Annotated in this window: 16 protein-coding genes and 2 pseudogenes; 7 read left to right on the top strand and 11 right to left on the bottom strand. The window is 55.0% G+C overall.

Going from position 1 to position 16,914, the window contains the following annotated elements; genetic code table 11:
- Window positions 1-132: 132 nt before the first annotated feature.
- The 4 genes and pseudogenes from AU509_RS02080 to znuA all read right to left on the bottom strand — a co-directional run bounded on the left by AU509_RS02080 (window position 133) and on the right by znuA (window position 4,370).
- On the bottom strand, window positions 133-489 hold the full coding sequence (locus AU509_RS02080; protein ID WP_139824006.1) for a hypothetical protein: 357 nt from the start codon (window positions 487-489) through the stop codon (window positions 133-135).
- A gap of 330 nt (window positions 490-819) precedes the next feature.
- On the bottom strand, window positions 820-1,782 hold the full coding sequence (gene lpxM, locus AU509_RS02075; protein WP_085651964.1) for a lauroyl-Kdo(2)-lipid IV(A) myristoyltransferase: 963 nt from the start codon (window positions 1,780-1,782) through the stop codon (window positions 820-822).
- Between the two features lie 150 nt (window positions 1,783-1,932).
- Window positions 1,933-3,311 (bottom strand): annotated as a pseudogene (gene mepM, locus AU509_RS02070) (murein DD-endopeptidase MepM).
- Between the two features lie 12 nt (window positions 3,312-3,323).
- Window positions 3,324-4,370: a zinc ABC transporter substrate-binding protein ZnuA gene (znuA, locus tag AU509_RS02065; protein WP_094117538.1), complete on the bottom strand. Its 1,047-nt coding sequence runs from the start codon at window positions 4,368-4,370 to the stop codon at window positions 3,324-3,326.
- A gap of 75 nt (window positions 4,371-4,445) precedes the next feature.
- Between znuA and znuC the strand changes: the two genes are divergently transcribed.
- Complete coding sequence (gene znuC, locus AU509_RS02060) at window positions 4,446-5,198, top strand: zinc ABC transporter ATP-binding protein ZnuC (RefSeq protein WP_085653342.1); 753 nt, start codon at window positions 4,446-4,448, stop codon at window positions 5,196-5,198.
- Window positions 5,195-5,979 (top strand): annotated as a pseudogene (gene znuB / locus AU509_RS02055) (zinc ABC transporter permease subunit ZnuB). The gene znuC and the pseudogene znuB overlap by 4 nt, the downstream one beginning before the upstream one ends.
- Before the next feature lie 123 nt (window positions 5,980-6,102).
- Here the strand turns inward: znuB and ruvB are convergent.
- From ruvB to aspS, 6 genes are all read right to left on the bottom strand, one after another.
- On the bottom strand, window positions 6,103-7,107 hold the full coding sequence (ruvB, locus tag AU509_RS02050) for a Holliday junction branch migration DNA helicase RuvB (protein WP_094117537.1): 1,005 nt from the start codon (window positions 7,105-7,107) through the stop codon (window positions 6,103-6,105).
- Between the two features lie 7 nt (window positions 7,108-7,114).
- Complete coding sequence (gene ruvA / locus AU509_RS02045) at window positions 7,115-7,732, bottom strand: Holliday junction branch migration protein RuvA (RefSeq protein ID WP_094117536.1); 618 nt, start codon at window positions 7,730-7,732, stop codon at window positions 7,115-7,117.
- Between the two features lie 84 nt (window positions 7,733-7,816).
- Window positions 7,817-8,338, bottom strand: coding sequence for a crossover junction endodeoxyribonuclease RuvC (gene ruvC / locus AU509_RS02040; RefSeq protein WP_026742342.1), 522 nt, complete (start codon window positions 8,336-8,338; stop codon window positions 7,817-7,819).
- A 37-nt stretch (window positions 8,339-8,375) separates the two neighbouring features.
- A complete protein-coding gene (locus AU509_RS02035; RefSeq protein ID WP_085653332.1) occupies window positions 8,376-9,119 on the bottom strand; it encodes a YebC/PmpR family DNA-binding transcriptional regulator in 744 nt (247 codons plus the stop codon).
- Between the two features lie 23 nt (window positions 9,120-9,142).
- Window positions 9,143-9,595, bottom strand: a complete 453-nt coding sequence (gene nudB, locus AU509_RS02030; protein ID WP_139824005.1) for a dihydroneopterin triphosphate diphosphatase — start codon at window positions 9,593-9,595, stop codon at window positions 9,143-9,145.
- A complete protein-coding gene (gene aspS, locus AU509_RS02025; protein ID WP_094117534.1) occupies window positions 9,588-11,384 on the bottom strand; it encodes an aspartate--tRNA ligase in 1,797 nt (598 codons plus the stop codon). Before aspS ends, nudB begins: the two co-directional genes overlap by 8 nt.
- A gap of 309 nt (window positions 11,385-11,693) precedes the next feature.
- Here aspS and AU509_RS02020 point away from each other — a divergent pair, with 309 nt between their 5' ends.
- The 5 genes from AU509_RS02020 (at window position 11,694) to cmoB (ending at window position 15,493) form a co-directional block, all read left to right on the top strand.
- The gene (locus tag AU509_RS02020) at window positions 11,694-12,275 is read left to right on the top strand and encodes a hydrolase (RefSeq protein ID WP_085653326.1); all 582 of its coding nucleotides are present in this window, start codon (window positions 11,694-11,696) and stop codon (window positions 12,273-12,275) included.
- Window positions 12,276-12,293: 18 nt separating this feature from the next.
- Window positions 12,294-13,109 (top strand): DUF72 domain-containing protein, encoded by an 816-nt coding sequence (locus AU509_RS02015; RefSeq protein WP_085653324.1) that lies wholly within the window; start codon window positions 12,294-12,296, stop codon window positions 13,107-13,109.
- A 155-nt stretch (window positions 13,110-13,264) separates the two neighbouring features.
- Window positions 13,265-13,660: an MAPEG family protein gene (locus tag AU509_RS02010; protein ID WP_094117533.1), complete on the top strand. Its 396-nt coding sequence runs from the start codon at window positions 13,265-13,267 to the stop codon at window positions 13,658-13,660.
- Window positions 13,661-13,781: 121 nt separating this feature from the next.
- A complete protein-coding gene (gene cmoA / locus AU509_RS02005) occupies window positions 13,782-14,525 on the top strand; it encodes a carboxy-S-adenosyl-L-methionine synthase CmoA (RefSeq protein ID WP_094117532.1) in 744 nt (247 codons plus the stop codon).
- Complete coding sequence (cmoB, locus tag AU509_RS02000; protein WP_085653320.1) at window positions 14,522-15,493, top strand: tRNA 5-methoxyuridine(34)/uridine 5-oxyacetic acid(34) synthase CmoB; 972 nt, start codon at window positions 14,522-14,524, stop codon at window positions 15,491-15,493. The genes cmoA and cmoB overlap by 4 nt, the downstream gene beginning before the upstream one ends.
- A 612-nt stretch (window positions 15,494-16,105) precedes the next feature.
- Here cmoB and cutC read toward each other — a convergent pair.
- Window positions 16,106-16,864, bottom strand: coding sequence for a copper homeostasis protein CutC (cutC, locus tag AU509_RS01995; protein WP_094117531.1), 759 nt, complete (start codon window positions 16,862-16,864; stop codon window positions 16,106-16,108).
- Window positions 16,865-16,914 lie beyond the last annotated feature (50 nt).

Here is a 16,914-nt window from a genome sequence, read left to right as displayed (position 1 = left end):
GTCAAAGGTAAGAAGTATCTGATGTAAGCATTATTTTTTGAGGGAACAATGAATCACTAGGTTACGTCAATCATCCGCGTTTCATTTTCTAGCTACCGTCCCTCTGTTGCCACTTTCTGACACTTTTACGGTTTATTTTTTCGGCGGATATAATTCCTGCTGTTTCTCTTTCGCTGTATTCATTTTATTAACGTGATGCTCTGCAGCTGAATTTTTCGCCTGCACCTTTTCATGCATTGGATTATTTTTCTTTTGGACCGCTTTCTGATGGCTTTCCGCGCGGGATTTAGCCGCCTGGCGTTCGGCCTCCAGCTTCTTGGCTGAATGCGTATTAGCAGCATGGTTAGCGGACTCAACACGGCCATGATTCGCCACAACAGGCGCCATCGGGTTTCCCTCGTGTGCAGGATCAACCGCTGCGTTGGCTGCCGTAAAACTCAGTGCTGATGTGGCCAGTAAGACACCTAAAAATACAGGTTTAAAATGCATGATGAATATCCTTTTACCGCACTATTTAATCAGTTGGGTCAGTCCTATAAAACGCGGCAGTGATTTTGCTTCGCTTGATTTAAAGGACTCACGCTAAAGTCACCGTTATGACGACTTTAATAAAGTAATAACAAGGGATGAAGGCGATTCATACGAGGAATTATCCGAGATAATAAAATGTCAGAAACAAATAAAACGCTAATTATGTCTGACGTCCGGATAGGGTAAAGTTTAATGACGAATTGTTTCCACACTCACCGATACCGTTATTTCCGGCACCGGTAAGTGGTGATAATGGCGCGCATTTATATCGCAAAAGAAAGCGCGATATTATAAGTCTTTGCGTAGATAAGGCTCCGTTTCACCCGGCTTGCGAGTCTTCAACAATTTCAGAATCCAGGTGTACTGCTCTGGATTGGGTCGTACTAAAAACTCCAACTCTTCATTCATTCGGCGTGCGATGCCTTCATCATCAGCCCCTGCGATATCGCTCATCGGCGGACGGATATAAATATCCAGTAGCGAAGTCCGGGCGTTGTAGACCGGAAACAGCGGAACGATCTCGCTACGGCAGACTTTCATCAAACGACCGACTGCGGGCAACGTGGCTTTGTACGTAGCGAAGAAGTCGACGAACTCGCTGTGCTCCGCGCCATGATCCTGATCCGGCAGGTAGTAGCCCCAATACCCCTCTCTTACCGAACCGATAAAGGGCTTGATGCCGTCGTTGCGCGTATGCAGCCGACCACCAAAGCGACGTCTCAGCAAATTCCACAGGTAATCGACCAACTCATTTTTCTGGTTGTGGATCATCGCCGCCATTTTCTGACCGCGCCAACTCATCAGCATTGCGGGCAGATCGACTGCCCAGCCATGCGGCACCATAAAGATCACATTCCGATCCTGATCTCTCAACGTATCGATAATGTCTTCACCGTGCCACCGCACTCGCTCATAAACACGTCGGGCGGGGAGAATCGCCAGCTCAACCATCAGCACGATGGACTGAATAGACGTCGCAAACATATCGTCGATGATCTTCTCTCGCCGCGCTTCGGTTATCTCTGGCATACACAGCAGCAGGTTGATGCGGGCACGGCGGCGCGCGCCTTTAGAAATACGTCCCACCATTCGGCCCAACGCACCCAGCACAGGATCTCGCAGCTTAGCCGGTAGACAGGCGACTAGCGCCAATGCTCCCGCGCCCAGCCAGATCCCCCAATAGCGAGGGAGAAAAAAAGCGGATTGAAACTGGGGAATAAATTCGGATCGGTTTTTCTTCACTTTTTCCATGCGTTTACTCTTTGTACCCAATAGAGACCGCGTTAAAGGCAGTCTGCATAGACTCTACATTAAGCCGGGTCGCTATTCAGATAGGCCGCGACCCACAAAAAAACAGCCGGTAGCGATGAGGCGACCGGCTGTTGAAAGGCGTTAGAGAAATCAGTCCAGCTGCAGCTGCGGCAGCATCTCACGCACCTGAGCCAGATAGTCACGGCGTTCTTTACCGTCCAGCCTTCAGAGCGTGGCAGTTTCGCCGTCAGCGGGTTGACTGCCTGCTGGTTGATCCAGACTTCATAGTGCAGGTGGGGACCCGTTGAGCGGCCGGTGTTGCCTGACAGCGCAATACGGTCGCCGCGTTTCACTTTCTGACCCGGTTTAACTAAGAGTCGGCTCAGATGCATATAGCGCGTGGTGTACTGGCGACCATGACGTAAGGCGATGTAGTTGCCTGCCGCTCCATCACGCTTCGCGACGACCACTTCCCCATCCCCGATAGCCAAGACGGGGGTTCCCACCGGCAGCGCAAAATCGACGCCGCGGTGCGGTGCGACACGCCCTGTGACAGGGTTAAGTCGACGAGGGTTAAAGTTGGAAGAGATTTTGAACTGTTTCATGGTCGGGAAACGCATAAAACCGCGAGACAATCCCGACCCTTCACGATCGTAGAACTTTCCATCTTCGGAACGGAAAGCGTAATAATCTTTACCGCCGCTGCGCAGACGCACAGCCAACAGTTCGCTTTGCTCGTTATGGCCGTCAAGCACTTCGCGGGACATCAACACCGAGAAACGATCGTCGAGACGCAATTTACGGAAGTCCAATTGCCACTGCAGCGCTTTGATCACTTCACGGACTTCGCCATTGGTCAGCCCGGCGTTCAACGCGCTGTTAACGAAACTGCCCGTAAGACGCCCGGTTAGCACCTTGTTGTGCCAGTCGCCCTGCATGTTTTCGATAGCTTCCTTGAAGACATCGCCTTTGCGGGTATAGGTGCGTACCTCACGGCGGGACACCTGCCAACGCAGGCTTTGCAAATCGCCGTCCCGTCCTAGCTCCCAGGAAATCTGCTGACCGATCTTCAGGTTGCGCAGCCCGGAATTCTGCTCCGCCAGCGCGGCAATATCCGACATATCGATGCCGTACTGGGTCAGAATGCTACTGAGGGTATCGCCGGTAGAAACAACGTATTCATGCGCGGCGTTGCCATCGGACACGTTGTCATCCAGTTCATCCTTCGGGATATCGTCCGAGGGCGTCGGCTGGTCGAGCATCGTATTGTCGTCGCTGTCGGCGGAGTTCGCGTTAGCGGAAGAAGGCGCATCCAGCGGTTCGCTGGCGGGAGGGGTTAACGTTTTAGGCTGATTTCTTTCATTATCAGCATCTTTGATGATCACAGGCGCATCGTTGACCGGGGGGTAAACCATTGGCCGCCAGACGGCGACGGCCAGTGTTACTATGGTCAGCGACCCCAACATCACTCGGTGAGGTCTTGGGAGGGTGTTATACGCCTGAGCGATAGTTCGGACTATCTGCTGCACTTATTCGTATCCTCATGATTTTTTCTCCAGGCAGCTCAGATACTGGTTAGACAATTGCAGCAGAAAACGTGCATAGCTGTCTTTATCCAGAGCGATGTCGCTTCCCAACGGGTCCAGGACGCCCATGCGTACCTGCGTTCCCTTGGCGACAGCACTGATGACCGCTGGCCTGAATTGTGGCTCAGCAAAAACGCATTCCGCTTTGTGCTCAACCAACTGTGTTCGTATTTGATGTAAACGCTGTGCTCCAGGCGAGATGGCCGGATTGATTGTGAAGTAACCAAGAGGGCTTAATCCGTAGTGTTGTTCAAAGTACCCATAGGCATCATGAAACACGAAATAGCCTTTGTTTCGCACAGGCGACAGCATATTAACAATATTTTTATCCGTATGCGCAAGTTTCTCAGTGAAATGAGTCAGATTCGCGTCTAATTTGTCCTTATTCTGCGGCATTAGTTCCAATAATTTGTCATGGATGGCGATGGCGGATGCTTGCGCCATTTCCGGCGACAGCCAAATGTGCATATTGAACTCGCCGTGATGGTGACCGTCGTCATGCGCTTCTTCTACCGCCGCCGCGCCGTGCGCGTGGTCTTCATCATGCTCGTCATGAGCCTCTGCAACGTGGGCATGTTCGTCATGAGCCGCATGGTGGCTATCCCTGTCGTGGTCGCTCTCGCTGTGATGATGCGACTCTTTTATCATGGCGGCTTTGATCGCGGGTAGTGCGGAAAGCGTGATTTGACGGTTCGCCGGAATTTGACTCAACGGCTTTTGCAGGAAGGCTTCCATCTCTGGCCCTACCCAGATAACCAATTCCGAGGACTGTAAACGCTGGACATCAGAGGGACGCAGGGCATAATCGTGGGGCGACGCGCCGTCCGGCAGCAAGACTTCCGTCGGCGTGACTCCATCAGCAATGGCAGCAGCGATGAAGGCCAGCGGGCGAATGGACGTCACAACGTCCGCAGACGCGAGCGGGGCTGCCCCTGCCGCCACGAGCAACGTGCTGGCGGTTAGCGTTTTTTTTATCCATTGAGGTAAGTTACGGCGTGTCATGACAGGTCATCCATCGATTTCAGAAAAAATTTTCGTTATATTATAACGTCACACGGTATCTGCAAGCAGAATTCTATGTCTACACTGGTTTCTCTCGATAACATTTCCGTCCAGTTCGGCAGTCGACGCGTACTCTCAGACATCTCGCTGACGCTGCAACCGGGACGCATCCTCACGCTTTTGGGCCCAAACGGCGCTGGAAAATCGACGTTGGTCAGAGTCGTGCTTGGTCTGCAGGACATTGCCGGCGGCACGCTAACGCGAACGCCGGGCCTGCGCATTGGCTACGTGCCCCAGAAACTGCACCTTGACGCCACCCTGCCCCTGACGGTCAGCCGTTTTATGCAGCTCAGCCCCGGCGTCAAAAAACAGGACATTTTGCCTGCGTTAAAACGGGTCAATGCCGGACATCTGCCGGAGCAACCAATGCAGAAACTTTCCGGCGGCGAAACGCAGCGCGTGCTGCTAGCCCGTGCGATCCTGACCCGTCCCCAGTTGCTTGTCCTCGATGAACCGACGCAGGGCGTCGACGTCAACGGCCAGTTAGCGCTCTATGACCTCATCAATCAGCTGCGCCAGGAGTATGGCTGCGGGGTCTTAATGGTTTCCCATGACTTGCATCTGGTGATGGCCAAAACGGATGAGGTTCTGTGTCTCAACCAGCACGTTTGCTGCTCCGGTGCCCCAGAAGTCGTTTCGCTACACCCCGAGTTTTTGGCCATGTTCGGTCAACGCGGCGCAGAACAACTGGCCGTTTACCGGCATCACCACAATCATCGACATGATTTAAATGGAAAAGTGATTTTGAAAAGGCAGGATGGCGCATGATCGAATTGTTATTTCCCGGCTGGCTGGCGGGAATATTGCTGGCTGTGGCGGCCGGTCCGTTGGGCTCTTTCGTCGTTTGGCGCAGAATGTCTTACTTTGGCGATACGCTGGCGCATGCTTCTCTGCTGGGGGTCGCTTTTGGTTTACTGCTGGATGTGAATCCCTTTTACGCCGTGATTGCCGTCACGCTGGCGCTGGCGCTGGGATTGGTTTGGCTGGAACGTCGCCTTATCTCGCCATTGATACGCTATTGGGAATCATGGCGCACAGCGCCCTCTCGCTGGGTCTGGTCGTGGTTAGCCTGATGAGCAACGTCCGGGTGGATCTCATGGCCTACCTGTTCGGCGATCTGCTCTCCGTGACTACGGACGATCTGTGGCTGATCGGCGGCGGTGTCGCCGTCGTTGTCTCTATTCTGTGTTGGCAGTGGCGTTCGCTGCTGTCCATGACCATCAGCCCCGAGCTGGCGCACGTCGACGGCGTATCCTTGCAGCGCAGCAAACTCCTGCTCATGCTGGTCACCGCACTGACGATCGGTTTGGCAATGAAGTTTGTCGGCGCGCTGATTATCACCTCACTGTTGATCATTCCGGCGGCAGCGGCACGGCGCTTTGCCCGCACACCCGAACAGATGGCGGGGATCGCCATCATCATCGGAATGATGGCCGTCACGGGCGGCTTAGCGCTCTCGGCCGATGCCAATACGCCAGCAGGCCCTTCCGTTGTGCTCTGCGCTTCTCTGCTGTTTATGCTGAGCCTGATGAAAAAACAATCCGCCTAGTATATGCCCCCGGGTCTGCGTGAGCTTCGTGCAGATCCATTCATTCCCTATTTCATCCCAACGAAGAAGGCCGCATACCAGATGCGGCCTTCGGTAAAACCCATTCGGATAGCAACGTCTGCGTTACTCTTGTCGCGTCAACCCAAAGTGGCGATAGGCATGTTGGGTGGCGATGCGTCCGCGCGGCGTGCGTTGCAGAAAGCCCTGCTGAATCAAAAACGGCTCCAGCACATCCTCGATGGTTTCACGCTCTTCGCCAATCGCAGCTGCCAGATTATCCAGCCCGACCGGGCCGCCCATAAACTTGTCGATGACCGCCAGCAGCAGCTTGCGGTCCATGTAATCAAAGCCTTCAGAGTCAACCGCCAGCATATCTAATGCCTGGATCGCGATTTCACCGTCAATGACGCCGTTCGACTTCACTTCGGAAAAGTCTCGTACACGACGCAGCAAGCGGTTGGCGATACGCGGCGTTCCACGTGCGCGGCGAGCCACCTCCAGCGCACCTTCCTCCGTCATCTCCAGTCCCAGACACAACGCGCTGCGGCTGACGATATACTGCAAATCCGGAACCTGATAAAACTCCAGGCGCTGGACGATGCCGAAGCGATCGCGCAGCGGCGAGGTCAAAGAACCCGCCCGGGTCGTGGCGCCCACCAGCGTAAACGGCGGCAGATCCAGCTTGATCGAACGCGCCGCGGGGCCTTCGCCAATCATGATATCCAGCTGATAGTCTTCCATCGCAGGATAGAGGACTTCTTCCACCACCGGCGACAGGCGATGAATTTCATCGATAAAAAGGACGTCGTGGGGTTCGAGGTTGGTCAACAGCGCGGCCAGATCGCCCGCTTTTTCAAGCACAGGCCCTGAAGTGGTACGCAGGTTCACCCCCATTTCGTTCGCCACGATATTGGCCAACGTGGTTTTGCCCAGTCCGGGAGGACCGAAGATCAACAGGTGGTCCAGCGCATCGCCACGCTGTTTCGCCGCCTGTATGAAGATTTCCATCTGCTCGCGCACCTTGGGCTGGCCGACGTACTCCGTCAACAACTTGGGGCGGATAGCGCGATCCAGCACTTCTTCTTCGGTGACGACCTCGGGGGAGATTAAACGATCGGCTTCAATCATGGCTACCTCAAAGAACGGCGCGCAACGCGTCTCGGATCAGGGTTTCACAATCAGCGCCAGGTTTGGCGATCTTGCTAATCATCCGGCTGGCTTCCTGCGGCTTATAACCCAGCGCCACCAGCGCAGACTCTGCTTCGGCCTCGATATCCGCAGATGATGTCGCAGCGTCAGCGGCGGGCGGCAGCGTCAGATCGCTAGCGGAATTGAACAAGTCGCCATTCAGCCCCTTGAAGCGGTCCTTCATCTCAACCACCAGACGCTCGGCAGTCTTCTTGCCGACGCCCGGTAGCTTGACCAGAGCACCGATTTCCTGACGCTCGACCGCGCTGACAAACTGCTGCGCCGACATCCCCGAGAGGATTGCCAGCGCCAGTTTCGGTCCGACGCCATTCACTTTAATCAGTTCGCGGAACAGGGAACGTTCCTGCTTGTTGTTGAACCCGAACAGCAGTTGCGCATCCTCACGAACAACGAAATGAGTGAAGATGATCGTTTCCTGTCCCAGCTCGGGCAACTCGTAGAAACAGGTCATCGGCATATGCACTTCATACCCCACGCCGTTGGCTTCAATCAATACCTGCGGGGGTTGTTTTTCCAGAACGATGCCTCTGAGACGACCTATCACGTGACGTTTCCTTTTGAATTTGCGCTTAACGATGGGGTATAGCTTATACCATAAAAAAGGCTGGATGAATATCCAGCCTGGTCTCTAGCGTAGCCGCCCTCGCGCTAAGGTCAGCCTCTCCTGCCCCATGCGGGTCAGGTTCTGACTGAAGTGACAATGCGTGATGGCGATCGCCAGCGCATCGGCGGCATCCGCCTGAGGATTGGCGGGCAATTTCAGCAAAGATCGCACCATATGCTGCACCTGACTCTTTTCCGCAGCGCCAGTGCCGACGACCGTTTGCTTGACCTGACGTGCCGCATACTCGAAAACCGGCAGCGACTGATTGACCGCCGCCACGATGGCCGCTCCCCGCGCCTGCCCGAGCTTTAGCGCCGAGTCGGCGTTTCTTGCCATGAACACCTGTTCGATGGCGAAACAGTCCGGCTGAAACTGCGTGATGATTTCACTCACGCCTGCATAAATCAGCTTGAGCCGGCCGGGGATATCATCCACCACAGTGCGAATACAGCCGCTACCGAGGTAGCTGATCTGCCGCCCCTGCTGGCGGATGATGCCATAACCGGTGATTCGCGAACCAGGGTCTATACCGAGAATGATCGTCAACGCCTGTCTCCCCACCGGTTTATCGCCGGCAACGCCATTACAGCAGCGCCGCCACCTCGTCGGAGATATCACCATTGTGGTAAACCTCCTGCACGTCGTCACAGTCTTCCAGCATGTCGATCAAACGCATCAGTTTCGGTGCGGTTTCTGCATCCATGTCAGCCTTGGTCGACGGGATCATGGACACTTCGGCCGCTTCGGCCACCAGACCGGCTGCATCCAGCGCATCTTTCACTTCACCGAAGGTTTCCCACGGCGTGTAAACGTCGATGGCGCCATCGTCATAAGTCACGACATCGTCCGCACCCGCTTCAAGCGCCGCATCCATGACCGTGTCTTCATCCAGACCCGGCGCATAAGAAATAACGCCTTTTTTCGTAAACAGATAGGCGACGGAGCCGTCTGTTCCCAGGTTGCCGCCGCTTTTGGTAAAGGCGTGACGCACTTCAGAAACCGTACGGTTACGGTTGTCGCTCAGGCATTCCACCATCACCGCGGTGCCGCCGGGACCGTAACCTTCATAAATGATGGTTTCCATGTTGTCGGCATCATCGCCGCCCACGCCGCGGGCAATCGCACGGTTCAGGGTATCGCGCGTCATGTTGTTGGACAGCGCTTTATCGACCGCTGCACGCAAACGCGGGTTGGAGGCGACTTCACCGCCGCCCAGACGAGCAGCCGTCACCAGCTCACGGATAATTTTGGTGAAAATTTTGCCGCGTTTGGAATCCTGCGCCGCTTTACGATGTTTCGTGTTGGCCCACTTACTATGACCTGCCATAAAAATCTCCGAAAAAAGCCTGTTCAGGCCGGATAAATAACAAATTCTTCAATCGCCTGCCGGTTACTCCATGACTTTGTCAGGCGCGCCGCGCTGGGCGCGTCCAGCCATTGATACGCAAGGTGTTCACTTATCTGCACCTCACGTTCCGTAGGTAACGCCAGACAGAACCACGATTCCTTATTGTGCGTGACCCCCGGGGCATAGCGATGTCTTAAATGAGCAAAAAGCTCAAACTCAACACAGCGGTGACAGTCGACAAGCGATAGCGCTTCCGCCGCGATATCGATATCCACCTCTTCCTTTACTTCACGCTGTGCGGCATACCGCGCGGTTTCACCGTCTTCCAGACTGCCGGTGACCGACTGCCAAAAATCAGGATCGTCGCGCCGTTGCAACATGAGCACCCGCCCGGTGTCACGGGCATAGATAACCACCAGAACCGAAACGGGTCGCTTATAGGTCATATCATGGATTCTCTGACCGTTGATCCTGTGCCGCTTTACCTTTGCCTACCACGGCAATGGAGAGTTCATCCAACGCCGCCGGATTGGCAAAGTTCGGTGCTTCAGTCATCAGACAGGCCGCCGCCGTGGTTTTCGGGAATGCGATTACGTCACGGATGTTGTCCGTCCCGGTCAACAACATAACCAGACGGTCGAGACCGAACGCCAGACCCGCATGCGGCGGCGTGCCGAACTTGAGGGCATCCAGCAGGAAGCCGAATTTTTCGCGTTGCTCGTGTTCGGTGATGCCCAGAATGCGGAAGACGGCCTGCTGCATATTGCCATTATGGATACGCACGGAACCCCCGCCCACTTCATAACCATTCAGCACCATATCGTAAGCGTTGGCGATGGCCGAAGTCGGTTCGGCTTCCAACTGCTCTGGCGTCATGTTGCTTGGCGCAGTGAACGGGTGATGCATCGCCGTCAAACCACCTTCGCCATCGTCTTCAAACATCGGGAAGTCGATGACCCACAGTGGACGCCAGGTGCCTTCTTCCGTCAACTTCAGGTCGCGACCCAGCTTAAGCCGCAGCGCGCCCAGCGCGTCAGAGACAACGTTAGCTTTGTCTGCGCCGAAGAAAATGATGTCGCCGTCTGCCGCACCGGTGCGTTCCAGCAACGTGGTGATAATCGCTTCATTCAGGAACTTCGCGACCGGGCTCTGGATACCTTCCATGCCTTTCGCACGCTCGTTGACCTTGATATAGGCCAGCCCTTTCGCGCCGTAGATCTCAACAAACTTCGCGTATTCATCAATCTGCTTACGGCTCAGCTGTGAACCGCCCGGTACACGCAGCGCGGCGACGCGGCCAGCGGCATCGTTAGCAGGGCCAGAGAACACTTTGAACTCGACGTCTTTCAGCAGATCGGCAACGTCCACCAGCTCCATCGGGTTACGCAGATCGGGCTTATCGGAACCGTAGCGACGCATCGCTTCCGCAAAAGTCATGATCGGGAATTCACCGAGATCGACATCAAGAATCTCGGTCCACAGTTCACGCACCAGTCTTTCCATCAGCTCACGTACCTGCGGAGCGGTCAGGAACGACGTTTCTACATCGATCTGAGTAAATTCCGGCTGGCGGTCTGCGCGCAGGTCTTCGTCACGGAAACATTTCACGATCTGATAGTAACGGTCGAAACCAGACATCATCAGCAGCTGTTTAAACAGCTGAGGGGACTGCGGCAGCGCGTAAAACTTGCCTTTGTGTACGCGGCTCGGCACCAGATAGTCGCGCGCGCCTTCCGGCGTGGCTTTGGTCAGCATCGGCGTTTCAATATCCAGAAAACCGTTGCTGTCCATGTAACGGCGCACAAAGCTGGTGATGCGCGCACGGGTTTTAAGACGCTGCGCCATTTCAGGGCGGCGCAGGTCGAGGTAGCGGTACTTGAGGCGAGCTTCTTCGCTGTTGACCTGATTGCCGTCCAGCGGCAGCGGCTCAGCGCGGTTGATGATGGTCAGAGAAGTCGCGATCACTTCAACTTCACCGGTCGCCATGTCTTTGTTCACCTGATTGTCGGGGCGTGCGCGCACCTGACCGGTCAGCTGAATACAAAATTCGTTGCGCAGTTCGGAAGCCAGGGTAAATGCGTCCTGTCGATCGGGATCGAAAAAGACCTGAACCAGACCTTCGCGGTCACGCATATCAATAAAAATCAAGCCACCCAGATCGCGTCGACGGTTAACCCAGCCGCACAATGTCACTTCCTGGCCCACGTGGGACGAGTTTAACCGTCCGCAATATTCAGTACGCATCACGATGTCCTTTATACTCAACCGCCGTTACCGCGCCCAGCCAACCCGTTTGACGGCTGACAAAACGACGGCATGATTTGCGGGAATACTGTCCGATGAAAAAAGGGGGGCATTATAAAGGAATTTCCCCCTTTCGATAAGAGTCCCGACTGGCCGTGGCGGCTTTCTTCACCGCTCTGCCCTTTGTTTGATAAAAAAGTTAACATTATTATCATCTGGTAAACGTTTTTTGCTGGTGTGTTGACCGACCTGCGCCTAGCCTGAAGCCAGAATTGAAGACTCGAGTCACCAGATAACAGGGCCCTCACCATGCTGATATTGACCCCCTCCACGACCGCGTTGGTACTGATCGATCTTCAGGAAGGCATTCTTCCTTTCGCCGGTGGCCCTTATGCCGCCGAAGACGTGGTTCATCGCGCGGATAAACTAGCCACCCTTTGTCGGCAGCGCGGCGCGACGGTTATCCTGGTGCGCGTCGGCTGGTCCGCTGATTTTGGCGACGCGCCCCGACAGACGGTCGATCATCCCAATACAGGCGGCCCCCTGCCGGACAATTGGCTGACGTTTGCGTCAGGACTCCACGTCATCGACAGCGATATTCGCATCATCAAACACCAGTGGGGCGCGTTTTACGGGACGGATCTTGACCTGCAACTGCGCCGCCGGGGGATAGACACCCTGATTCTGGGCGGTATTTCGACCAACATTGGCGTGGAGTCGACCGCGCGCAGCGCCTGGGAGCACGGCTATAACCTCGTGATAGCCGAAGACCTGTGCAGCGCCGGCAGCGCAGAACAGCATCAGAGCAGTATGACGCATATTTTCCCGCGTATCGCGCGGGTTCGTAACAGCGCCGACATCAAACAGGCGTTAACCTTGGACACGGAATAGAAGGCAGAACGCAGACCTATGTACATTGGATTGCCGCAGTGGCAGCACGCGGCTTGGGGAAAACTGGGATTACGCGATCTGGCTGACTACGCCCGACATTTTAACTGCGTGGAAGGCAATACCACGTTTTATGCGCTGCCGTCCGCGGAAGTCGTCTTGCGCTGGCGGGACATGACGCACGATGATTTTCGTTTCTGCTTCAAATTTCCGTCGACCATCAGCCATCAGGCGGCGCTGCGGGAGTGCCAGGCGGAAGTGACGCAGTTCTTTCGCTGTATGGCGCCGCTGGAGGCCCGAATGGGGCAGCTGTGGCTGCAACTCCCCGCCGCATTCGGGCCCGGACAACTGCCGGACCTGTGGCAGTTTCTGGATACGCTGCCGTCAGGCTATACCTATGCCGTCGAAGTTCGCCATCCCCAATTTTTCGCCAAAGGCGAAGACGAGCGTCGACTCAATCAAGGACTTCATCAGCGCGGCGTCAACAGAGTCATTATGGACAGCAGGCCGGTCCATAGCGCGATAGCCGAGAGTGAGGCGATGCGAGAAGCCCAGCGCAAAAAACCACGTGTTCCCGTGCATGCCGTGGTCACCGCGGCTCAGCCATTCGTACGATTTATCGGCAACGATAGCCAGGAAGAGAACCAGCGCTGGTTCGAACCGTGGATCGCCAAACTGGCTCATTGGCAGACCGAGAGCACCCCCTACTTATTTATTCACACGCCGGATATTGGTTTTGCACCGGAGCTGGCGCGTTGCCTCTGGCCTAAACTGAGCGCCGTCGTGTCGGATATGCCGCCGCGTCCGCACTGGCCGGAGCAGTCCACGCTGTTTTAATCCGCTCAGACAAGGCATTGGTTAGTTCTTTTTCTTATACTTAATCCTTACTGGTAGAAAATTTCAGATAAAAAACCGTGCCGTTTCAGGCGACAGTTGGGCAAAAGAGAGGCTATTATTCTGCCAGCCGCTTTGGACAGGCAATGGAGTAGAAAATGGTAAGCACGCTATACGTGGTGCTCGGTGCATTGTTGTTAATCAAGCTTTCCTTTGACGTCGTAAAACTCAGGATGCAGTACCGTGTCGCCTACGGCGACGGCGGATTTTATGAACTGCAAACCGCCATTCGGGTTCACGGCAACGCCGTCGAATATGTTCCTATCGGCGCCATCATGCTGGTGTTAATGGAAATGAACGGCGCGTTAATCGGCATGATCCATCTCTGCGGTATTCTGCTGATCCTCGGTCGTCTGTTTCATTACTATGGCCTGCGGCAGCGCGAATTCCGCTGGCGTCGCTATGGCATGATGTCGACCTACCTTTCTCTCTCGCTGATGGTGCTGGCGAACCTGTATTATCTGCCTTGGGAACTGATCCTGACGCTGCGATAACCCTTCTCTAAACGGTAAGACGGGCTACCCCGCGCTTACCGTATTGTCCTGACGCTCTATTTTTGCTGCGCGTTTCTGATAGAATGCGCCCCAATTTCTTGTTCACATGTGTTTTTCCGCTATGACCAACCGCGATATGCTTTTTTCCGCTCCCATCGCCAATCTGGGAGACTGGACGTTTGACGAACGCGTGGCCGAGGTCTTTCCCGACATGATCCAGCGCTCGGTGCCCGGCTACTCCAATATTATTTCCATGATCGGAATGCTGGCCGAGCGCTTTGTTCAGCCCAACTCGCATATTTACGACCTGGGGTGCTCTCTGGGCGCGGCGACGCTTTCGATGCGTCGCCACATCCAGGTGCCGGGCTGCCAGATTATCGCCGTCGACAACTCTCCCGCGATGGTCGAACGCTGCCGCCGTCATATCGACGCCTTCCGCGCCGACACGCCCGTCGACGTTCGCGAAGCCGATGTATTGGACACGCCAATCGAAAATGCGTCGCTGGTCGTGCTGAACTTCACCCTACAGTTTGTCGCGCCGGAACTGCGCCAAACCCTGCTGACACGAATTTATGAAGGGCTGCGGCCCGGCGGCGCGCTGGTTCTGTCTGAAAAATTCAGCTTTGACGATGACACGGTCGGCGATTTGCTCTTCAACATGCATCATGATTTCAAACGCGCTAACGGCTATAGCGAGCTGGAAGTCAGCCAGAAACGCAGCATGCTGGAAAATGTCATGCTGACGGACAGCGTCTCCAAGCATAAAGCGCGTCTGGCTCAGGCCGGCTTCGAACACAGCGACGTCTGGTTCCAGTGCTTCAACTTCGGTTCCCTGCTGGCGATTAAAGCGGAGGCGGCACAATGATCGACTTCGGACGCTTTTATCAGCAGATCGCCATCGGGCCGCTTAGCCACTGGCTCAACACATTGCCAGCGCAAATTACCCAGTGGCAGCAAGAGTCGCTGCACGGTCGATTTAAGCAGTGGTTCAACACGCTAGAACACTTGCCCGAACTGACGCCCACCTCGCTTGACCTGCAGAACGGCGTGTCGGCAACAATGATGCCCGACATCACCGACGGCCAGCGCGCAGGCATTGAGCAGCTGCTACGTAATCTGATGCCGTGGCGTAAAGGTCCCTTCTCGCTCTATGGCGTCTCTATCGACACCGAGTGGCGCTCGGACTGGAAATGGGATCGCGTACTGCCCCATATTTCACCCTTGCAGGATCGTCACATTCTTGATGTTGGCTGCGGCAGTGGTTATCACCTGTGGCGTATGGTGGGCGCAGGCGCTCGCTTGGCGGTCGGCATCGATCCTATGCAGCTGTTTTTATGTCAGTTTGAGGCCGTTCGCCGCCTGCTGGGCGACGACCGTCGCGCCCACGTTTTGCCTTTGGGCATTGAGCAACTGCCCGCGCTGGCCGCGTTTGACACCGTCTTTTCCATGGGCGTGCTCTACCACAGACGCTCTCCGTTGGACCATCTGTGGCAGTTGAAAGATCAGCTGGTCAGCGGCGGCGAATTGGTATTGGAAACGCTGGTTATCGAAGGGGATGAAAACAGCGTACTGGTGCCAGGCGAACGCTACGGTCAGATGCGCAATGTTTATTTCCTTCCTTCCCCTGCGGCACTGACACAGTGGCTTGAAAAATGTGGCTTTGTAGACGTTCGGCTCGTCGACCTTTGCGTCACCACCACTCAGGAGCAGCGGCGCACAGACTGGATGGTCAGCGAGTCCCTGGCGGATTTCCTCGATCCGACCGATAGCACCAAAACGGTCGAAGGCTATCCTGCCCCGCTTCGCGCGGTCATCGTCGCCAAAAAACCCTGAGTCTTCAGAGAAGAATAGTCCCGGTTATACGTCGGGGCTAACCCATAAATATCTCTATTCATTCTCACACTGATATTATCAACGCACGTAACAATGCCTGAGTTATTTAATTCCTCGATTTCATCAACGACGTAACAGCATCAATAAACAGCAAATATATCATTCGAAAGTTCAAATGAATATTTAACACAAACCAATTATTATCAATGGGTTAAATTATTGTTTTTTTGTGTTTAAACAATTGAATGATTAATGAGAGATAATTTCACTGACAACACGAAAAATAAGCCACCCCCGATTTCATTGATCAATCTCTTAAAACCGCTACCAATATTAATCATCTGTGCTTTTTTAGGGAGTGCGACGTAAGGTGATAATCCCGCGTTTACCAACAAATACCTTCGTTAAATTCAGACGGGGGTCGTCAGTCTGAGATATACATTATCTGGCGTACCCATTCGCTGCGCGAGGATGTTCACAAACCGGACAGCGTGACCCGAATGAGTCGTTTCGATATCCGAAAAAAAGCCCCGGTAACACACCGGGGCTTGGTACTCGCAAGCAAACCTGCTGAAGTATGCTGCGCGGCAAAGGTAGGCACATCGCGTCACATCATACGACGGGCGCCGTGTGCTGATCGGAGGTCAGTGCGATCTTCATCGCCGCCACCACGTCGCCATCGACGCAGTAGTGTTGGAATTCATCGCCATCGACATCGGCGCTCATAGTGACGCCGGCTTTGCGATATCGCATGGGGGACGGCAACCACTGTCCCGCAGAGCTATGCAATTCTTTAATCCCGCTGGAGCGAAATTTATGCAGGTTAGTCAAACGCACGCCGGATCCCGCCATAATGATTGGACCGCGCTCTAGTGCATTAAGTTCCCGCAATAATGGCAAACCACTTTCGGCACTCTGCTGCTGGCCGGAAGTTAATACGCGAGAGACGCCCAAATCGGCCAGCTGCATCAGCGCCTGTCGGGGGTTGAAGCACATATCGAACGCCCGATGAAACGTGACGGCCAGTCCATCGCAATGCGCCATTACCTGCTTCATGCGCGCTAAATCGATATGCCCTTCCGCATCCAGGATCCCGACAACCAGTCCCGGAAAGCCCAGGTCGCGGATCTGGTCGATATCATACAAAATCGCTGAGAATTCCGTCTCGCTATAGCAAAAATCGCCGCCGCGAGGCCGCACCATCGGATGCACCGGGATCGTCAGATGATCGCGCGCCTGACGGAGCATACCGTAACCCGGCGTCAGTCCGCCCTCGCGCAGGCCCGCGCACAGTTCCACACGGTCGGCCCCCGCGCGTTCGGCCGTCAACGCGCAATCGATGCTGTAACAGCATACTTCCAGCTTAGGCATACGTACCTCTCCCTAAAATCACGGTCAGGAGCAATGGCGCCCCTGAATAA

The sequence above is a fragment of the Lonsdalea britannica genome, assembly GCF_002111595.1.
GTDB lineage: Bacteria > Pseudomonadota > Gammaproteobacteria > Enterobacterales > Enterobacteriaceae > Lonsdalea > Lonsdalea britannica.
This window is presented reverse-complemented; position numbering and strand designations above follow the sequence as displayed.